Below are 17,962 nucleotides of genomic sequence, written 5' to 3'. Positions count from 1 at the left end.
ATGTGGAATATAATTACTATATTATTCGGAAGCACTATACGATCAGCTACACCTCTTATCTTTACAGCATTAGGAGGAACCTTATCTGAAAGATCAGGCGTTATAAATCTGGGTCTTGAAGGTATGATGACTGTTGGAGCTTTCAGTGCCGTACTAGTATCATATTATACAGGATCTCCTTTTTTAGGTTTGCTTGGAGCCATAGCAACCGGAGCCTTTTTTGGATGGCTTTTGGCATTTTTGAGCATTCATTTTAAAGCAAATCAAACAGTTGTAGGTACTGCAATAAACATATTGGCAAGCAGCTTGACAACCTTCCTATTGGTTGAAATATGGGGTAAACCGGGACAGACTGACAATGTTAATTATTTTACACCTTGGGGACCATTTAATATGTTTACCTATCTTGCATTTATACTGGTAGCAATATCCTATTTTGTTCTATATAAAACACCCTTTGGATTAAGGATCAGAGCTGTTGGTGAGCATCCTAGAGCAGCAGATATCTTGGGTGTAAATGTTTATAGAGTCAGATACACATGTGTAATAATAAGCGGCATTCTAGGTGCTATCGGAGGAGCTGCATTGTCCATTGGATCTATCAGCTTGTTCAAAGAAGGAATGGTAGCAGGTAAGGGTTTCATAGCACTGGCTGCTGTTATATTCGGTAAATGGCACCCAATTGGTGCGGCTTTGGCATGTTTGTTCTTTGGCTTTGCAGATGCCATTCAGACAGTGTCAATGTCTCTTGGAATAAATGTGCCAAAAGAATTCTTATTTGCCTTACCTTATATACTGACAATGATGGCGGTTTCCGGATTAGTCGGAAAATCAGTTGCGCCTGCAGCTGATGGAATACCTTATGAAAAGGGAGAAAAATAAGCTCACATTGTGGGCTTATTTTTTTCATGAGTGATAAAATGGCGTTGGCGAGGTTTTTACTGCAAATTTATTAGGATAAAGCTTGCGCATATGATATAATATTATGTAAAGATAAATACTCATTTATGGGGGTGAAGGCGGATGAGAATGGGATACGATTTGGTTTTAGAGCAGCAGCAGAAATTGATTATGACACCGGAGTTAAAGCTTGCACTCAAGATACTTCAACTTCCGACAATAGAATTAGAAGATTTGGTGAAGCAGGAACTTGAGACTAATCCTGTTCTTGATGTTATAGAAGACATTCCAGAAGAAAAGCCGGAAGACACCGATATAAACATAATGGATAAGAACAAACTGTTAGAAGAAATAGATTGGAAGGAATATTTTCAATATCAAGGCAAAAGCTATTGTTTAGAGAACGCCGCCATAGAGGAGAGTCAAGAAAATAACTATGAGAACTATGTAAGCTACTCGGATACATTGAAAGACCATTTGCTTTTTCAGTTGAGGGCATTGAAACTAAGTAAATGTGAAAGAGCAATAGGTGAATATATTATTGAAAGTTTAGATGACAATGGATATTTGACATCTTCAATAGAGCAAATATCAGAAGAGCTTTCACTCAGCAGGGAGAAAATCAAAAAAGTGTTAAAGGTCATTCAAACTTTTGAACCTTTGGGCGTGGGAGCCCTTGATCTTATAGATTGTCTTTTGATACAAGTGAATGCATTAGGCTTAGCTGATGATAACCTAATAACCATAATAAGAGAGCATCTGGATGATATCGGAGCCAATAGGCTTCATCATATAGCTAAGAAGCTGTCCATCTCAGTTGTAGAAGTACAACATTACAGCGATATAATAAAAGGCCTGGAGCCGAAGCCTGGGAGAGCTTTTTCATGTGGTACAGACAACAGGTATATAATACCTGATGTGTATATAGAAAAAGTGGATGATGAATATGTGATAACCATAAATGACAGCTATAGTTCTAAGCTTATGGTTAACAGATATTATAAGAATATTATTAATAATGGGGACAAGTCTTCTGATACTATGACTTTTATTAATGATAAAATTTCCTCTGCATTATGGCTTATAAAGAGTTTGGAGCAAAGGAAAAATACGCTGTATAAAGTTGTGAAAGCTATCGTAGATTATCAGATGGACTTTTTTGAAAAAGGAAGCAGATATCTGAAGACCATGACATTAAAAGATATTGCGGATGAGGTGCAGGTTCATGAATCTACAGTAAGCAGGGCTATAAGCGGTAAATATGCCCAAACTCCCAGGGGATTATTTGAATTGAAATATTTTTTCAAGAGCGGTGTAGGAAGTCAGAGCGGTGAGGACATATCATCCGAAAGCATAAAAAAGATGATAAAATCAATTATAGATGAAGAAGATAATTCAAAACCAATTAGCGATCAAACCATAGCAGATCTTTTAGGTCGCAAAGGCATAAAAATATCCAGACGGACAGTGGCAAAATATAGAGACGAAATAGGAATACCTTCATCCTCGAGAAGAAAAAGATATTAAAAGTATAATATGATTCTTAATGGATAGATAAATTTTATAATATAAAAAGAGGTTATAACCTCTTTTTTTGCTTCATTAATGATGATTAATTTGCTTTTTAATACTAAAGATTCTAATATTTGCTTATAAATAAAAAATATTGTATAATCACATTGGGACAAAAAATGAACGCGGGACAAAATAAGTCCTATATAGGAGGGTGAGATGAATTACTTTATTGAAATTCAAAAAATAATAGCTCCGGAAATATCTGAAATAATAGAAAAAAGGTACTCCATACTTCTTACTATTAAGTACAATCAACCAGTTGGTAGAAGAAATATTGCATATCTTTTGGACGAAACAGAAAGATGGGTAAGAAGTGAATTGGATATTTTAAAGAAGCAAAATCTCATAAAGGTTGAACCTCAGGGTATGAGTGTGACAAAAGAAGGGGAAGAAATACTAAATCAGATATCGGTATATATGGAAGAGCTTAAAGGTCTGAATATGTTGTCCAGAGAACTTGAAACAATGCTAGGAGTGAAAAAAGTTATAATTGTGCCTGGAGATTGTGAGAAAAAGCCAGAAGTATTGAAAGAAATGGGAAGAAAAGCATTCGAATATATAAAGGGATACATTAGAGATAACTCAATAATAGCAGTAACTGGAGGTACTTCAACAATGGCTGTTGCAGAAAATGCAAAAGATTTGGATAAAAAAGAGGTAGTGGTGGTACCTGCTATCGGAGGAAATAACGGAAGTCATGCAACACAGGCAAATGCGGTTGCTGAGAAACTAGCAGCTAAGATAAATGCAAGCTATTATCCTTTATATTTGCCTCAAAATATAAACGAGGAAATGTTGAAAACCATGTTAGCTGATCCAAATATATCAAAAGTTGTTGATTTGATTGACCGTGCTGATATTTTCATATTTGGTCTAAGCACATTTGAGCAAATTGCAAAAAAAAGGAAGCTAGATGATGAAATGAAGAATAATTTAAAAAGAAAAGGTGCTTTCGCTGAAGCTTTTGGTTATTACTTCAATAAAAAAGGTGAAGTCATACACAAAAGTGGAAGTATAGGTATAAAAATAGAAGGATATGGAAATATTAGCACTGTCGTATGTATTGCAGGAGGTTTAATCAAAGCTGAAGCGATTATTTCTATTAATAAAGGAAAAGAAAAAAATATTTTAGTAATTGATGAAAAAGTTGGAGAACAAATATATAATATAGGGAGGAGTATGAATAATGGCTATTAGAGTTGGAATAAACGGTTTTGGGAGAATAGGAAGACCATTTTTAAAAATTGCTCAAGAGAAATTTGGTGCGGACATGGAAATCGCATTGATAAATGATTTAACAGAACCTGAGACCCTTGCCCACTTATTGAAATATGACAGCACATATGGAATATATGATAAGGAAGTTGAAGCTGGTGAGGACTATATAACTGTTGACGGTAAGAAAATTAAAATAAGTGCTGAATCAAAGCCTGAGAACATAAGATGGGGTGACTATGGTGTAGACATTGTAGTAGAGTCTACAGGAAAGTTTGTTAAAAAAGAAGATGCCCAGGCTCATATTCGTGGAGGAGCAAGAAAAGTCATCATATCAGCACCGGCAAAGGATGAAGACATTACCATTGTCATGGGAGTTAACGAAGGTAAGTATATACCAGAAGAACACAATGTTATTTCCAATGCTTCTTGCACTACCAACTGCCTTGCTCCGATAGTTAAGGTTATACATGAGGCTTTTGGCATTAAGAAGGGATTTATGACAACAGTACACTCTTACACCAATGATCAAAGAATATTAGATTTACCACATAAAGATTTGAGAAGATCCAGAGCAGCAGCCTTATCAATAATTCCTACTACTACAGGAGCTGCAAAGGCAGTATCTCTTGTAATACCGGAGATGAAAGGCAAACTCACCGGATTGGCTATGAGGGTTCCAACTCCAAGTGTATCTGTTGTGGATTTTGTAGCTGTGGTAGACAAGAAGGCAACTGTTGAAGAATTGAATAGAGTTCTAAAAGAAGCCTCTGAAAGCAGTATGAAAGGCATCATAGAATATTGTGAAAAACCTCTTGTATCAATTGACTTTAAAGGCAATTCTCATTCAGCGATAGTTGATGCTTTATCTAGCATGGTTCTTGATGATGATATGATAAAGGTTGTGGCTTGGTATGACAATGAGTGGGGATATTCCAACAGATTAGTGGATTTAGTCAAATATATTGCCGATAGGCTATAATAACCAGATTAATGCTATATGTAATGGAGGTTTGGGAATGTTAAATAAAAGAACAGTTGAAGACCTGGAAGTGGAAGGCAAGAAAGTACTGGTCAGAGTTGACTTCAATGTGCCTATGGACAAGGAGGGAAATATAACTGACGACAGAAGGATTAGAGAGGCACTTCCTACCATTACCTATTTAAGGGACAAGGGAGCAAAAGTTATACTTATGTCTCACTTGGGCAGGCCAAAGGGAAAGGTTGATCCTCAATACTCATTGAAGCCTGTCGCAAAAAGACTATCAGAATTGCTGATGCAACAAGTGATCATGTCTCAAGATGTGGTGGGTGAAGACGCGCTAAAAAAATCAGAATCTTTAAAAGATGGAGATGTAATGCTTATTGAAAATGTAAGATTCCATGGAGAAGAAGAGAAGAACGCCCCTGAGTTTGCAAAGAAACTTTCTTCTCTAGGTGAATTATATGTAAATGACGCTTTTGGTACTGCTCACAGGGCTCATGCTTCTACAGCCGGAGTGGCGGATTATCTTCCTTCAGCCGTTGGATTCCTTATAAAAAAGGAATTGGATGTTATGGGAAAGGCTCTATCAAATCCGGAAAGACCATTTGTGGCTATATTGGGTGGTGCTAAAGTATCAGATAAAATAGGTGTTATTGAAAACCTTATTGATAAGGTAGATGCCCTTCTCATAGGTGGAGGCATGGCATTTAATTTCTTAAAAGCTATGGGTAAAGAAACAGGAAAATCGATTCTGGAAGAAGATAAAGTTGAGTTAGCCAGTGAGCTTTTGAAAAAGGCAGAATCAAAAGGTGTAAAACTTTTACTTCCTGTAGATATTGTAGTAGCAAAAGAGTTCAAAGTCGATGCAGAACACATGACTGTTGATGCGGGAGAAATACCTGAAGATTATATGGGTTTGGACATAGGAGAAAACACCAGGAGAATATACAGTGAAATAGTTGAGAATGCAAAAACCGTTGTATGGAACGGACCAATGGGAGTATTTGAAATGCCAGCATTTTCAAAGGGCACATATGCCATAGCGGAAGCCATGTCAAAGGTAAATGGCACAACAATCATCGGTGGAGGAGATTCGGCTGCTGCAGTGGAACAGCTTGGTTTCGGAGACAAGATGACTCATATATCAACTGGAGGGGGAGCCTCCCTTGAATTCTTGGAAGGAAAGACTCTGCCCGGTATAGCTGTGATAAACGATAAATAGAATAATATGGTTGACAGCCATTCTCCATAATCAGATAATAGATTATGGAGAATGCTTTGTATAAGGAGTGAAAAAATTGCGAAAACCAATAATAGCAGGCAACTGGAAGATGCATAATACTATCAGTGAAGCTAGAGAACTTATTGAAGCTTTGGTATCACTGATAGAAAAAAAGGATAGAGAAATAATTGTGTGTCCCAGCTTTGTCTGTCTATCGGAGGCATCTAAGCTTTTGAAGGGTTCGGACATTGCTTTGGGTGCTCAGAATATGTATTATGAGGACAAAGGTGCCTATACAGGAGAAGTCTCACCGTTGTTTCTAAAAGATGTAGGGGTGTGCTATGTAATTCTTGGTCACTCAGAGAGACGTCACATATTTGGTGAAAGTAATGAGCTGATAAACAAAAAAGTTAAAGCAGCTCTGAAACATGGACTTAGTCCCATATTATGTGTAGGTGAAACTTTGGACGAAAGAGAAAATAATATTACATATGAAATCATAGAAACTCAACTTTATGAAGGTTTAGCAGGTTTAGAAAATGAAAATATGGCAAAACTTGTAATAGCCTATGAACCTGTCTGGGCTATTGGTACAGGAAAAACTGCCACAAAAGAAGATGCAAACGAAGTTATAGGGTACATAAGGAGACTTCTATCTGAGAAATTTGGTAATGAAATAGCCTCCGGTACCAGAATACTTTATGGAGGCAGTGTAAAGCCCGACAATATTAAGGAACTAATGATGATGAAAGAAATAGATGGAGCTTTGGTAGGCGGTGCAAGCCTTAAAGCAGAAGATTTTTCTAAGATTGCTAATTACTAAGATAGGAAGGTGTATATAATGTCAGCGATTATTGATGTGCATGCAAGAGAGATATTAGACTCAAGAGGAAATCCTACCATTGAAGTGGAAGTAGAACTGGAAAGCGGAGCCTTTGGTAGGGCTGCCGTACCATCTGGGGCTTCTACAGGAGCATTTGAAGCAGTAGAATTAAGAGATGGAGATAAGAGCAGATACCTAGGTAAAGGTGTTCTAAAAGCTGTTGAGAATGTAAATGAAATAATAGCTCCTGAAATAATTGGAATGGAAGCTATAAATCAAGTTGAGATAGACGAGCTTCTAATAGAACTTGATGGAACACCCAATAAGAGTAAGCTAGGTGCTAATGCAATGCTTGGAGTATCGTTGGCTGTAGCCTATGCTGCTGCAGAAGAAGCTCAGTTGCCTCTTTATCAATACTTAGGCGGAGTAAATGCAAAGACATTGCCTGTACCCATGATGAACATATTAAATGGAGGCAAGCATGCAGATAACAATGTGGACATTCAGGAGTTCATGGTAATGCCTGTGGGAGCCAATAGTTTCAAAGAAGCTCTTAGAATGTGTGCAGAAGTGTTTCATAACCTTAAGTCAGTTCTAAAAGAAAGGGGATACAATACAGCTGTAGGTGATGAAGGCGGATTTGCACCTAATCTAACATCTAATGAAGAAGCATTGCAGGTTATAGTAGAAGCAATAAATAAAGCCGGCTATAAACCTGGAGATGATATATATATTGCAATAGATGCTGCTGCAACAGAGATGTACAAGGAAGATGGTCTTTACCATCTTGAAGGGGAAGGTGTAGTGAAAAACTCTGAAGAAATGGTGGCATATTATGAAGATTTGGTAAACAGGTATCCCATTATTTCCATAGAAGATGGATTGGCAGAAGAAGATTGGGATGGATGGAAGCTGATGACTGAAAAACTTGGATCAAGAATTCAGATTGTTGGAGATGATCTGTTTGTAACCAATACCCATAGGTTGTCAAAAGGTATTGAAAGAGGAGTTGCCAACTCTATACTAATTAAGTTAAATCAGATTGGTACATTGACAGAAACACTGGATGCGATTCAGATGGCCAATAGAGCAGGATATACTGCTGTTGTATCTCACAGATCCGGTGAGACTGAAGATGTTACCATAGCAGATTTGGTGGTAGCAGTAAATGCGGGACAGATTAAAACAGGTGCTCCATCAAGAACAGATAGAGTGGCAAAATATAACCAACTTCTCAGGATTGAAGAAGGTCTTGGAACCATGGCCAAATTTGCAGGAAAAAATGCATTTTTTAATCTCAAATGAATAATTTGTCCAAAAAATATTAATAATAGGGGATAGAATTGTATCCCCTGTTATTGTAATTTAGAAGTCTTTGTGCTAAAATTACTTTGTTAAACCCTTATGATGGGAGGTGCAGCAATGAGAACATTCTTAGTAATAATTCAGTTTTTAGTTTGCATTACTTTAATAATCAGCGTATTGCTCCAACCAGGTAAAAGCGCTGGATTGTCAGGGTCAATAGCTGGTGGTGCAGAACAGCTTTTTGGAAAGCAAAAAAGTAAAACATATGAAGCTTTGTTTGCAAAAGTAACTACTGCTTCAGCCATATTGTTTATGATTTTATCCGTAGTATTAGTGGCCATAAAGTAGCAAATCCCAAAAGTATATACTTATAATTTACCTGGCTAATAGTCAGGTCAATTTATGTATAGAAATCAAATTTAAAAAATGAAAATTTAATACAGACAGGTAAGAGGAGGTTTAAGGAAGAAATGGATTTAATGTGGTTAGCTCCTATTGCAGGAGTATTAGCATTGATTTTTGCCGGAATCCTAGCTTCAGGAATATTGAAGAAAGATCCAGGCAATGAAAAAATGCGCGAGATCATGGGATACATCCATGAAGGTGCTATGGCATTTCTCTATAGAGAATACAAAGTTCTTGCAATATTTATAGCAGCTATGGTAATTATAATCGGTATTCTATTAAAAAGCTGGCTTACAGCTCTATGCTTTGTAGTTGGTGCAGCATTTTCAATACTCGCTGGTTACTTTGGAATGCAGGTAGCAACTAACGCAAATGCAAGAACAGCCAATGCAGCTCAGCATGGTCAGAATGAGGCTCTTGGCATCGCTTTCAAAGGCGGCGCAGTAATGGGTATGTGTGTTGTGGGACTTGGATTATTAGGTGTTGGAACTTTGTACATTATATTTAGAGATGTGAACATAGTTACAGGATTTGGTCTTGGAGCAAGCTCCATTGCTTTATTTGCCCGTGTTGGCGGCGGTATATATACAAAGGCTGCTGACGTAGGTGCAGACCTGGTTGGTAAAGTAGAAGCAGGAATACCAGAAGATGATCCAAGAAACCCTGCTGTTATTGCTGACAACGTTGGAGACAATGTTGGAGACGTAGCAGGTATGGGTGCTGACTTGTTTGAATCTTATGTTGGATCAATCATATCAGCTATAACATTGGGAGCCGCTTTAAGTGCAAGTACTGAAGGAGTTTTATTCCCATTAATGCTTGCAGCTATTGGTATAGTTGTTTCCATTATTGGAACATTGTTTGTAAGAACAGGCGAAAATTCTAATCCACAGAGTGCTCTTATGAGTGGTACTTATGCAAGTTCTATATTAGTGATAATTGCTTCATTCTTTCTCAGCAAATTCTTGTTTGGAAATCTTGGAGCATTTATATCTGTAACAGCCGGTGTTGTTGCAGGATCCATAATAGGTTTTATAACAGAAGTCTATACTTCAGGAGATTTCAAATATGTTAAGAGAATAGCCCAACAATCTGAGACAGGGTCAGCTACAACAATAATAAGCGGTCTGTCTGTAGGAATGTTGTCAACAGTTGCGCCTATATTGTTTATATCAGCAGCAGTAGTTGTTTCTTATATGTTTGGAGGACTATATGGTATAGCTCTTGCAGCTGTAGGAATGCTCTCTACTACAGGTATGACAGTTGCAGTTGATGCCTATGGTCCAATTTCAGATAACGCCGGTGGTATAGCAGAAATGGCTGAATTGCCAAAGTCTGTAAGACAAATCACAGATAAACTTGACTCTGTTGGAAATACTACAGCTGCTATAGGTAAAGGTTTTGCAATAGGTTCTGCTGCATTAACAGCCCTTGCATTGTTTGTATCCTATTCGCAGGCTGTTCAATTGGATAAGATAGATTTATTAGATCCATATGTAATAGTAGGATTATTCATAGGAGGTATGCTTCCATTCCTGTTTGGTGCTTTAACTATGGATGCTGTTGGTAAAGTTGCTTTTTCTATGATTGAAGAAGTAAGAAGACAGTTTAGAAGTATACCTGGTATAATGGAAGGTAAAGCTAAGCCAGATTATGCAAAATGCGTTGATATTTCAACTGCAGCGGCTATTAGGCAAATGATGTTGCCCGGATTATTGGCAGTCGTAGCTCCTATAGCAATAGGTGCTATCCTTGGAAAAGGTGCATTGGGTGGACTTCTTGCAGGTTCTTTGCTAACCGGTGTATTGATGGCTATAATGATGTCAAACTCCGGTGGTGCATGGGATAACGCTAAGAAGTACATTGAAGCAGGTAATCATGGTGGCAAAGGCAGTGATGCTCATAAAGCTGCGGTTGTTGGTGATACCGTTGGTGATCCATTTAAGGATACTTCCGGACCATCAATGAACATATTAATAAAGCTAATGACAATAGTTGCTTTAGTATTTGCACCATTATTCCTATAATAAAGACATGTATTAATAAAAAAGACGCATTTATGCGTCTTTTTTATAAGCAATAGGAAAGTTTTATATGAACTTTCCGTAATGGCTTTCAAGAAAGGCTTCCAAAGGAAGCCTTTCTTATTAATTTATGTTTAGACTGTGTATATGTTCTATGTAGAATAGTCATCATGACCAATGGAGGTAAGAGATTTATAATGCTTATTAAAATAGTTACCATATATTTTATAATGGTTAATTCCATTGGATATTTTATTATGGCCGTGGACAAGAGAAAATCAATTAAGGATAAATGGCGCATCAAGGAGAAAACTCTCTTTGCCGTTTCATTAGTTGGGGGAGCATTAGGTATGATGTTGGGAATGAAAAGATTCCACCATAAAACCAGAAAACCTATGTTTAGAATAGGAATACCTATGCTGACCATTCTAAATATGGCTGTTTATATCTACCTTTTCTATAAGCTATATTAAAGAAAACAAATCACATTACATCAGTAAAAACAAGATGAAGACATTTTCAAATGTATAAAAAATACCTCTCGAAAAGAGGTATTTTTTGTATATAATAAAGGTATTACATAATTTTTGTTGAAAAACATATTATTATGATGTTTATATAGTAGTTTTGCATCTACTTCTTCTTGATGTAAAAATTATTATAAATGTTTTATATACATAAATCATGGGAATATTATTCATGAAATTACTTTTATTTTTAGGAGGGTAATGATGAAACTTTTTGATAAAATTTTGGAGTACATGAGAGAAGAAGCCTACAACCCAATGCTTTTCAATGAGTTGGCGGAAGCATTGGATATTGACGAAGAAGATATGGCAGAACTGGAAGAGACTTTGAACTATATGGAATCTGAAGGATATATAATTAAGACAAGAAAGAAAAGATACGGATTGCCAGAGAGAATGAATCTGGCAGTAGGAAGACTCCAGGGTAGCAAAAAAGGATTTGGATTCTTGATACCAGACAATCCTAATATTAGAGACCTTTATATACCTGTAGAAAATTTGAATGGTGCCATGCATAATGACAGAGTGGTTGCAAGAATCACAAAAGGCAACTTAGGAACCATAAAAAGTGAAGGAGAGATAATAAGAATACTCAAAAGAGCCAATGAATATGTAGTAGGCACGTTTGAAAGCAATAAAAAGTTCGGATTTGTAATACCTGATGATGTACGAATATATCAAGATATATTTATATCTCAGGAAGATTTTGGAGGAGCAAAAGACGGTCACAAGGTTGTTGTTCATATAACACGCTGGCCGGAAGGCAGAAGAAATCCGGAAGGAAGGATAGTTGAAATACTGGGACATAAAGATGATGTTGGCACAGATATCCTTTCAATCATCAGGGGGCATAATTTGCCTGAAGAATTTCCAGCTGAAGTGGAAGCTCAGGCAAACAAGATTCCTGATGTAGTTCAGACTGAAGCTATAAAAAACAGAAGGGATTTGAGGGACAAAGTCATAGTAACCATAGATGGCGAAGATGCAAAGGACTTAGACGATGCTGTATCATTGGAGGTTTTGACAAATGGAAACTATTATTTAGGAGTTCACATTGCGGATGTAAGCCAATATGTATTTGAAAACAGTCCATTGGATAAAGAAGCACTCAAAAGAGGTACCAGCGTATACTTGGTGGACAGGGTAATTCCCATGCTTCCTAGAAAACTTTCAAATGGCATATGCAGCCTTAATCCAAAGGTTGATAGATTGACATTGAGCTGCGATATGGAAATTGACGGTAAAGGAAATGTAGTAAATTATGATATATATGAAAGCGTAATAAGGACAACAGAAAGAATGACATACAAAGATGTGAATAGGATTCTTGAAGACGATGACGAGAAGGTAAAAGAAAGGTACAAGGACTTGGTGGAACTCTTCAAGAATATGGAAAAGCTCATGAATATTCTTCGAAAGAAGAGAAGACTGAGAGGAAGTATAGACTTTGATTTTCAAGAAACGAAAATAACATTGGATGAAAAGGGCAAGCCAATAGACATAAGACCATATGAAAGAGGAGTGTCGGAAAGGATTATTGAAGAGTTTATGATAGTATGCAATGAGACCATTGCAGAGCACATGTATTGGAAAGAGCTGCCTTTTGTGTACAGAGTTCATGAAGACCCAGATCCGGAGAAAATACTATCTCTTAATCAATTGGTTCATAACTTTGGATATAGTATTAAAGGTGTTGATGAAATACACCCAAAGGCATTGCAACAGCTTTTGGATAAAATAACAGGAAAAAGAGAAGAAAGATTGATAAGCACAATCATGTTAAGATCTCTCAGAAAAGCTAGATATGATGGAGCAAGTTTAGGCCATTTTGGACTTGCATCGAAATATTATTGCCACTTTACTTCTCCCATAAGGAGATATCCTGATTTGATGATTCATAGAATAATTAAGGAGGATCTCCATGGGAAGCTGACACCTAATAGGATTAAGGTCTTGAAAGAAATAATACCAAGTATTGCCGAACAATCTTCAATAAGAGAAAGAGCAGCAGATGAAGCAGAAAGAGAAGTTGAAGATCTTAAGAAGGCTGAATACATGTTGGATAAGGTGGGTGAGGAATTCGATGGCATCATATCAGGTGTAACATCCTTTGGAATGTTTGTGGAGTTGGAGAATACCATAGAAGGATTGGTACATGTGAGCAATATGGAGGATGATTTTTATACTTTTGATGAAGTTAATCATGTGATGATAGGAGAAAGAAAGAGAAAGATATATAGAATAGGAGATACAGTAAGAATAAAGGTGCTTTCAGTAGACATGGCCAATCGCAGCATAGACTTTGTGCTGGCAGAATGATAAAAATATTACATTGTCATTACAACTTATTTATGTTAAACTAAGAAAGTTGACAATTTGAGTTTTGGTTTATATAATAGATTTACAGTTTCATTCGGGTGGTATCGATATGGGCAAGGATAATATAAAAATACTGGCACAAAATAAAAAAGCTAGACATGATTACTTTATAGAAGAAACCTATGAAGCAGGCATAGAACTTTTCGGCACCGAAGTGAAGTCCATAAGGCTTGGAAAGGTGAATCTAAAAGATAGTTATGCAGGAATTCATAAAGGTGAGGTTTTTGTCTATAACATGCATGTAAGCCCATATGAAAAAGGAAATATATTTAACAAAGACCCGTTAAGAACGAGAAAACTATTGCTTAACCGATATGAAATAAACAAGCTTATTGGATATATTCAACAAAAAGGATACACCCTTGTACCTCTGAGTGTCTATCTGAAAGGCAGTCTTGTTAAAGTTGAACTTGCGGTGGCAAAAGGAAAACAGCTTCATGACAAGCGCCAGGCTATAGCAGAAAGAGATGCCAAGAGAGACATTGAAAGGAGCTTCCGAGGCAAGGCTTATTAAGCGGGGGCGTAATGGTTTCGACGGGGGTATCGAGAGCTGAAATAGCGAGCCGTGGACTCCGGCAACCACGTTAAAAGCTGGAAACTTAAATATAAACGCAGAAGATAATTTTGCATTAGCTGCCTAATTAAGGCGGCTCGTTCAACCCTAGCTTCCCGCAGCTTGGGATTGGGCGTCATCTAGCGGGGTACGCCACTGCCAAAGCTTTGAGGCAGCTGACGCATTATGAAGCTACTGAAGCTGTAAGCCTGTCAGCGGGCGTGCAGCAGAGGGAATGTTAAAACACTGACTGCGCTCGGAGAAGTTTCAGTTTGAGGACTTTCGGACAGGGGTTCGATTCCCCTCGCCTCCACCATACATGAGTTTAACAGGCTAGGAATATTGATTCTTGGTCTGTTTTTTGATTTATGCAGATATGAATTTGATTCAAAATTCTTTCTTTGCCTTTAGTAACTTTTCTGAACATCTGCCATTTCGTATAGCGAGTTTTACATCCTTATGTAACATAACTTCAGCACGAAATTTTTTTTGTTTTATTATTAAATATGTGTTAACTTATTTTTATAGGGAAATTGCTTAATTATGCTTAGTAACATATGTGTAAAAGTTTTTATGTATACTGGATTTAAATATTGAATGGCAAATAATTTTCTTCTCTTTCATGTTTATGGTAAATACTAACATATGAATAACTATTACTAATACCTTATAATTATCCTATCAAATAGTATTAAGGTATCAAGGTTCAAAATAAGTAAGAGCTTAACATATAACTACATTCTGCTAACTTTCATGATAATCGCAGAGACATTCTTTGAAATAGCCATCGTGTTTCTATGCAATAAAGTATTTTTGATAGGAGGCAAAATTGTGAAAAAACTTATAATAATTAGCCCAGGAAAGGTGACTTCAATAAACTTGGCTGTCCAGCTGGAGAAAATTTTTCGTCAGTATATAGAGATTCAACCATATTGCTTAGAAGATGATTTCGATTTTGATATGACTAATGCATTGGTAGTGTTATCATCACCCCAGGCTATTGATGCAAGGATTCAAAGCCTGATGAATGATGGTTTGAATTATATAATAGCGCGAAGGGTTATAAATCATAGATATATAGCAGAGCTTTTGAGTCTACCAAAGGCCACAGAGGTACTGCTTGTAAATGATAGAGCTGAGTCTACATTTCAAGCCATAACACAGCTCCAGGCTCTTGGGGTCAACTATATAAAGTATTATCCATATTACCCTGGAATAGCCGCTTATCCAGAATTAGATATTGCTGTAACTGTTGGAGAGCCCCATCTTGTTCCATATGGGATTAAAAAGGTAATTGATATTGGGACAAGGCAGATTGATATAACAACAGTTGCAGATATTGCAAAAAGACTTGGACTTATGGATGCTTTAGGAAGCAGGCTTTCTTCCCAATATATACATGAAATAATTGGGCTGTTGAATAGAATCAATGATAGCGCAAAGGAAATGAAAGTTATCAGTGACAGATTGAGAACGGTGGCAAATTGCTTAACAAAAGCAATTGTTTATATTGATAAGGATGGAAACATCATAACAGGAAATCAGGAGTTATATAACCTTTTGGAATGTTCCCATGAGGATATTATTGGCAAGAATCTAAAAGACGTATTGCCTGAAATTTCAGGAAGTGATATCAACAGTGAAAAGGTAGATGTTCTTCTAATACGTGGTAAACAATTACTTGTTACGTCTAGAGTGGTTAAAGGTACAGGCAGTGAGGACGGGATCATATATACCTTTGAGAAGAGTGAGGATATTGAAAAAAACGAGCATGAATTGCGCAGAAGAACAACAAATGTTGCCAGATCAAAATATTATACATTTGATGATATTATTTATAAGTGCAGCAATATGGATAAATTGATAGAAAAGGTAAAGGCTTTTGCACATACTGATTCTACCATACTTATACAAGGTGAAAGCGGTACAGGAAAAGAATTATTGGCTCAAGCAATTCACTGTGCATCAAAAAGAGCAAACGGTCCCTTTGTACCTGTTAATTTCGCAGCAATGCCAATGAGTTTGCTTGAGAGTGAGCTTTTTGGATATGAAGAAGGTTCATTTACAGGTGCCAAAAAAGGAGGTAAGAGGGGGCTTTTTGAAGAAGCTCACGGAGGGACCATTTTTCTTGATGAAATAGGAGATGCTTCATTAGAGTTTCAGTGCAGATTGTTAAGAGTAATACAGGAGCGTCAAGTTAGAAGAGTAGGAGGACTTAAGGAAATTCCAATAGATGTGAGGTTCATAGCAGCAACAAATCGCAATCTAACTGAAGAAATAAAAAAAGGCAACTTCAGAGCAGATTTATACTATCGTTTAAATGTACTACCTGTTCGAACACTTAGTTTGAGGGAAAGGAAAGAAGATATCCCAGTTTTAGCTGATTATTTTCTGACAAGATATAGTGATGGCAGTTTTAACAAAATTAAGGATGTTTTGCATGAAGATGCTATAGAAGCTCTTCTTGATTATGATTGGCCTGGAAACACAAGACAACTTGAAAATGCTATGGAGTATATAGCAAGTTTAGGTTCAAAAAATAGAAAGCTAGAAAGATCAGAGCTTCCTGAATATCTCATAAATGATTTTGATAAGACAGAAACTTCAATATTGAAAGATTTACTCGGAGAAAGTATGGTCTGGATTCTAGAAAAAATAAAAAACTCAGAGGGATTAGGTAGACGCTATATTGCAGAACTTGCAAAAAAAGAAGGTGTTCAGCTTACAGAGGGACAGATAAGGAGCTTGCTAAATAGTGCAGAGCAATTAGGTTTTGTGAAAGTGAACACTGGAAGAAAGGGTACAGTATTAACTGATAAGGGAATTAAAATACTTACTTCCATAAGCAATAATGGGAAAATGGGTGGAAAAATAGGGAATTAATACTTCCCGTTATTATGTGATATCTTTAGTAAGCAAGAGTTTTGCAGGATTTCTTATTTGGCACGAATGTTGCGTTGTGGAACCATGTTGCAAAATATACAAATTAGCAGTGCAACATAATATCGTATACTAATTGAGGTGATTTATAATGAAATTAGGAATTCTAGGCGGAATGGGTCCTGCAGCAACTTGCGACTTATATAGGAAAATAACCGAGAATACTCAGGCTACAAAAGATCAGGAACATATTCATGTAGTAATCGATAGCAATGCACAAATTCCGGATAGGACAGCATATATTTGCGGTACAGGAGAGGATCCTAGAATTGAGATGATAAGATCTGCTATAAGATTAGAAATGATGGGGGCAGATTATATAGTGATGCCTTGCAATACAGCTCATTATTTTTATGATGACATTAAGGTATACTGTAAGGTACCTGTACTGCATATGATACGCGAAACTGCTGCCTTTTTAAAGAAGAATTATCCCGACGATACTGAATATTTGTTGTTAGCAACTGAAGGAACATATACATCAGGAATATATAAAAATGCTTTTATGGAATATGGACTGGATATTATAGAACCGGAACAGGACGATAAAAAGGTAGTTATGAATTGGATATATAACGTAAAGTCAGGGAATTTTAATATATCTGCATCAGAAGTTAAAGAACTGATTAACAGATATGCAAAAAATAAAGAAATGAATATAATATTAGGTTGCACTGAATTGCCATTAATGGCTGAAAAGGTAGGTGCGCCTGAAAAGTATATTGATCCTGAGTTGGTACTAGCAAAGCGCTGTGTTGAAATTTTTAAAGGAAAAGAGTAGATATCTAAAAAATCAACAATTTGAAAAGTTATATGATGAAACCAGCTATTGAGCTAATAATTTTTCAATAAAATAAGTTATAATTATATGAGCGGGATAATATAGGTTTAGTTCTTGCAGTAGGAGGAATTAAATCAAGCAGTATAATATTGGGGGAGGATTATCTTTTTATAGCTGCTTGATTATTTATGAGTTTACAAGCTTGTGATTAAGATTCAAGTTAACATCATATGATTCCATTGGAAACCAATGGAATCATATGATGTCTTATAGGTTGCATAGGCTTTGTAGGTAATTTGTTATATGAACCTCGAGATAACTTAAGAAA

The 17,962-nt window shown here is 36.5% G+C and carries 14 protein-coding genes and 1 other RNA gene; all 15 read left to right on the top strand.

Features of this window, described 5'->3' with window-relative positions; translation table 11 throughout:
• The 15 genes from BUB48_RS13180 (at window position 1) to cuyB (ending at window position 17,634) form a co-directional block, all read left to right on the top strand.
• Window positions 1-882, top strand: a complete 882-nt coding sequence (locus BUB48_RS13180) for an ABC transporter permease (protein ID WP_073026696.1) — start codon at window positions 1-3, stop codon at window positions 880-882.
• Between the two features lie 141 nt (window positions 883-1,023).
• Window positions 1,024-2,427, top strand: coding sequence for an RNA polymerase factor sigma-54 (gene rpoN / locus BUB48_RS13175; RefSeq protein WP_073026695.1), 1,404 nt, complete (start codon window positions 1,024-1,026; stop codon window positions 2,425-2,427).
• A gap of 204 nt (window positions 2,428-2,631) precedes the next feature.
• The gene (locus BUB48_RS13170) at window positions 2,632-3,672 is read left to right on the top strand and encodes a sugar-binding transcriptional regulator (RefSeq protein ID WP_073026694.1); all 1,041 of its coding nucleotides are present in this window, start codon (window positions 2,632-2,634) and stop codon (window positions 3,670-3,672) included.
• Complete coding sequence (gene gap / locus BUB48_RS13165; protein WP_073026693.1) at window positions 3,662-4,672, top strand: type I glyceraldehyde-3-phosphate dehydrogenase; 1,011 nt, start codon at window positions 3,662-3,664, stop codon at window positions 4,670-4,672. Before BUB48_RS13170 ends, gap begins: the two co-directional genes overlap by 11 nt.
• Window positions 4,673-4,709: 37 nt before the next feature.
• Entirely contained in the window at window positions 4,710-5,897 is a 1,188-nt protein-coding gene (locus BUB48_RS13160) for a phosphoglycerate kinase (protein WP_073026692.1), read from the top strand.
• Window positions 5,898-5,973: 76 nt separating this feature from the next.
• Window positions 5,974-6,720 carry a triose-phosphate isomerase gene (tpiA, locus tag BUB48_RS13155; protein ID WP_073026691.1) on the top strand — a complete coding sequence of 249 codons (747 nt, stop codon included), beginning with the start codon at window positions 5,974-5,976 and terminating at the stop codon, window positions 6,718-6,720.
• An 18-nt stretch (window positions 6,721-6,738) separates the two neighbouring features.
• Entirely contained in the window at window positions 6,739-8,025 is a 1,287-nt protein-coding gene (eno, locus tag BUB48_RS13150) for a phosphopyruvate hydratase (RefSeq protein WP_073026690.1), read from the top strand.
• 117 nt (window positions 8,026-8,142) lie between these two features.
• Window positions 8,143-8,373 carry a preprotein translocase subunit SecG gene (secG, locus tag BUB48_RS13145; RefSeq protein ID WP_073026689.1) on the top strand — a complete coding sequence of 77 codons (231 nt, stop codon included), beginning with the start codon at window positions 8,143-8,145 and terminating at the stop codon, window positions 8,371-8,373.
• Between the two features lie 122 nt (window positions 8,374-8,495).
• Window positions 8,496-10,457, top strand: a complete 1,962-nt coding sequence (locus BUB48_RS13140) for a sodium-translocating pyrophosphatase (protein WP_073026688.1) — start codon at window positions 8,496-8,498, stop codon at window positions 10,455-10,457.
• Window positions 10,458-10,651: 194 nt separating this feature from the next.
• A complete protein-coding gene (locus BUB48_RS13135) occupies window positions 10,652-10,927 on the top strand; it encodes a DUF1294 domain-containing protein (RefSeq protein ID WP_073026687.1) in 276 nt (91 codons plus the stop codon).
• 255 nt (window positions 10,928-11,182) lie between these two features.
• Complete coding sequence (gene rnr, locus BUB48_RS13130; RefSeq protein ID WP_175548424.1) at window positions 11,183-13,300, top strand: ribonuclease R; 2,118 nt, start codon at window positions 11,183-11,185, stop codon at window positions 13,298-13,300.
• 109 nt (window positions 13,301-13,409) lie between these two features.
• Window positions 13,410-13,874 (top strand): SsrA-binding protein SmpB, encoded by a 465-nt coding sequence (gene smpB / locus BUB48_RS13125; RefSeq protein ID WP_073026685.1) that lies wholly within the window; start codon window positions 13,410-13,412, stop codon window positions 13,872-13,874.
• A gap of 2 nt (window positions 13,875-13,876) precedes the next feature.
• Window positions 13,877-14,229: a transfer-messenger RNA gene (gene ssrA, locus BUB48_RS13120) on the top strand.
• A gap of 515 nt (window positions 14,230-14,744) precedes the next feature.
• A complete protein-coding gene (locus BUB48_RS13115) occupies window positions 14,745-16,796 on the top strand; it encodes a sigma-54 interaction domain-containing protein (RefSeq protein ID WP_073026684.1) in 2,052 nt (683 codons plus the stop codon).
• Window positions 16,797-16,944: 148 nt separating this feature from the next.
• The gene (gene cuyB / locus BUB48_RS13110) at window positions 16,945-17,634 is read left to right on the top strand and encodes a cysteate racemase (protein WP_073026683.1); all 690 of its coding nucleotides are present in this window, start codon (window positions 16,945-16,947) and stop codon (window positions 17,632-17,634) included.
• Window positions 17,635-17,962 lie beyond the last annotated feature (328 nt).

The organism is Lutispora thermophila DSM 19022 (genome assembly GCF_900142105.1).
Classification (GTDB): Bacteria; Bacillota; Clostridia; order Lutisporales; family Lutisporaceae; genus Lutispora; species Lutispora thermophila.
Note: the sequence above shows the minus strand (reverse complement) of the source record. Positions and strands in the feature narration are given on the sequence as shown.

What these genes read in the sequence shown, in the direction of transcription:
- BUB48_RS13180 (WP_073026696.1), top strand. Translation starts at nt 1, where the DNA reads ATGTGGAATATAATTACTATATTATTCGGAAGCACTATACGATCAGCT.
- rpoN (WP_073026695.1), top strand. Translation starts at nt 1,024, where the DNA reads ATGAGAATGGGATACGATTTGGTTTTAGAGCAGCAGCAGAAATTGATT.
- BUB48_RS13170 (WP_073026694.1), top strand. Translation starts at nt 2,632, where the DNA reads ATGAATTACTTTATTGAAATTCAAAAAATAATAGCTCCGGAAATATCT.
- gap (WP_073026693.1), top strand. Translation starts at nt 3,662, where the DNA reads ATGGCTATTAGAGTTGGAATAAACGGTTTTGGGAGAATAGGAAGACCA.
- BUB48_RS13160 (WP_073026692.1), top strand. Translation starts at nt 4,710, where the DNA reads ATGTTAAATAAAAGAACAGTTGAAGACCTGGAAGTGGAAGGCAAGAAA.
- eno (WP_073026690.1), top strand. Translation starts at nt 6,739, where the DNA reads ATGTCAGCGATTATTGATGTGCATGCAAGAGAGATATTAGACTCAAGA.
- secG (WP_073026689.1), top strand. Translation starts at nt 8,143, where the DNA reads ATGAGAACATTCTTAGTAATAATTCAGTTTTTAGTTTGCATTACTTTA.
- BUB48_RS13140 (WP_073026688.1), top strand. Translation starts at nt 8,496, where the DNA reads ATGGATTTAATGTGGTTAGCTCCTATTGCAGGAGTATTAGCATTGATT.
- BUB48_RS13135 (WP_073026687.1), top strand. Translation starts at nt 10,652, where the DNA reads ATGCTTATTAAAATAGTTACCATATATTTTATAATGGTTAATTCCATT.
- rnr (WP_175548424.1), top strand. Translation starts at nt 11,183, where the DNA reads ATGATGAAACTTTTTGATAAAATTTTGGAGTACATGAGAGAAGAAGCC.
- smpB (WP_073026685.1), top strand. Translation starts at nt 13,410, where the DNA reads ATGGGCAAGGATAATATAAAAATACTGGCACAAAATAAAAAAGCTAGA.
- cuyB (WP_073026683.1), top strand. Translation starts at nt 16,945, where the DNA reads ATGAAATTAGGAATTCTAGGCGGAATGGGTCCTGCAGCAACTTGCGAC.